2 protein-coding genes are annotated in these 2,328 nt (G+C 38.1%); both read left to right on the plus strand.

Annotated features, from left to right (window positions below; translation table 11 throughout):
- The first annotated feature begins 228 nt into the window (after positions 1-228).
- Positions 229-1,926 carry an ATP-dependent nuclease gene (locus QWF21_RS17910; protein ID WP_330089407.1) on the plus strand — a complete coding sequence of 566 codons (1,698 nt, stop codon included), beginning with the start codon at positions 229-231 and terminating at the stop codon, positions 1,924-1,926.
- 3 nt (positions 1,927-1,929) lie between these two features.
- The coding region (locus tag QWF21_RS17915) for a UvrD-helicase domain-containing protein (RefSeq protein ID WP_330089408.1) at positions 1,930-2,328 on the plus strand (399 nt) is incomplete at its 3' end.

Genomic DNA, 2,328 nt, shown 5'->3' on the forward strand with positions numbered 1-2,328 from the left:
GCGCATCGGTGTTTGCTGGTGACGCTGCATGTCTGTTTCTGTAAGTGATTGTCTCAAAGCAAAAAAGCGGGTAGGGTTGGGTACATAAAGTTTACAAAGGCGGACAGGTCTGTGTTTAAACAAGGATTTTTCGGCCGAATAAATGTTAAACGTCATCTAGTAAGCTTAAGCATTGAGTTCTCAAGCTACCTATTAAGTGAGTGCTGCTAGGATCAAAAGGATCAAAAATTGAAAATAGATAATGTGCATTTAAAGGGATTTCGAAATTTTGCTGATTCACGCATTAACTTCAACGAAAACACGCTAATAATTGGTTCAAATGACGTCGGAAAAAGTAATTTACTTCATGCGTTGAGAATGTTACTAGACAAGAGCCTATCTGAAGCGGATATTGAACCTGATGAACTAGACTTTCACATTAGCGCAACAGAGGTCGCTGATGAAATATCAATTACAGTTAAATTTTCAGAGATCACAGAAGACGCTGTTGTTTCAGTTCTGAAGGGAAGCGTTAGTGAGGGTAACGAAACCTTTTTAAGGTATACAGCGCAAAGGATTAATCTAGATTACAAGTTATTTGTTGGCTCATCTTTAGATGATTTACAAGAGATCTCGAGCCGTTTCTATCTAAAGCACATGCATTTGAAATACATTGAATCTCAACGTGATTTGGATAAATTTATTCGTAAAGAAAAACGACAGCTTCTGAAAATTGCGCAGGAATCTCTTTCTGAAAATGAGAAAGAAGAAGATGATGAATTACTGGGTGAAATAAGTAGTGATTTAGAAACTCTCAATGAGAAGGTGTCTCAGCTTATATATGTGGACAAAGCAACTAAGGATGTTAATGACGAACTAAAAAAACTAGCTCATCATTACGCTGATTATGAAGTTCAACTTGACACAGGCGCTATACAGGTTAATGACTTTATAGAAAAGTTACAGCTTGGTGCTAATACTAATGGCTCTAATGTTATGCTTGGTGGCGATGGACGAAACAATCAGATATTGCTCGCTTTGTGGAAAGCCAAAAGTGCGAAAGAGCATGACTTAGATAACGAAGTGATTTTCTATGTTATCGAAGAACCTGAAGCGCATTTACATCCTCATCAACAAAGAAAATTAGCAGAATACTTAATAGATGAATTGCCTGGGCAAACAATCATATCTTCACATTCGCCTCAGATAACTGTTAACTTCTCACCAGACTCTATCATCAGGTTGCTTCATCATGATTCAGCAACAGTTGCTGCCAGTGATGGTTGCTCAAATTGTATAGAAGCAGGCTGGGAAGGCATGAGCTATAGAATGAGTATTTTGCCAGCAGAAGCCTTCTTCTCTAACGGTATATTTTTAGTTGAAGGGCCATCTGAGATACTTTTCTATCAATCACTATCAAAAGCTCTGAACATCGATCTAGATTATGAGAATTTGTCGGTCCTTTCTGTCGACGGTATCTCTTTTCGAGTATATATATCAATATTGGATTCCTTAGGTATCGCATGGACAATGAGGACTGACAACGACATATCAAAAGTGCCTAGGAAAGCTGAATGGCAGTATGCTGGTATTAACCGCTGTTTAGGGATACTGGGGAAAGAACCACTAAAAAACAATGATGCCGAATTTACAGCACAAGAAACTATAGACAATGGTGAATGGCAAGCTGCATCTGACCTGCTTAATGATAAAGGTGTATTTCTATCAAAAGTAGACCTTGAAACAGACATAGTAAATGAGTTGCCTGAGGAAGTTAAAACAGCACTTGGGAAAACTGATTCTGAATCAGCTATAAAATACCTTCAAGAAAAAAAAGCACTAAGAATGAGGGAGTTGCTCAGGTCTATTAAGGATGATCTTCATAAATTTAACGGTGGTGAATTAGCTAAACCTTTGCACAAATTACTAGCACTAAAAAGGGGTTAGAAAATGCCTCCCTTTAATCCTACGCCACAACAACAAGGCGCGATTGATTGCGAAAATAGTATTGTCATTACAGCATGCCCGGGTAGTGGAAAAACTACCGTTATGAAGGAAAAAATCCGACGAATAACTCCAGAGCTACCTTCTCATAAGGGTGTAATTGCAATCACTTTCACGAGAAAAGCCAGTGAAGAACTAAAGAAGCGCTGTAAAGAAAATGCCCATGACACGAAGCTTAGCTTTTTCGGCACAATAGACAGTTTTTGCTTAAAGGAATTAATACTCCCATTTTTAGGTAGAATATGGAATGGAAGCCCGTCTGATTGTCAAATAATCAAGAAGCTTGATTCGCACCAAAAATTGTACCTTTCTAAGGAATATAATTCTCCTACACAAGTTGAACTC

This window comes from Alkalimonas mucilaginosa, from assembly GCF_036327005.1.
Lineage (GTDB): Bacteria > Pseudomonadota > Gammaproteobacteria > Enterobacterales > Alteromonadaceae > Alkalimonas > Alkalimonas mucilaginosa.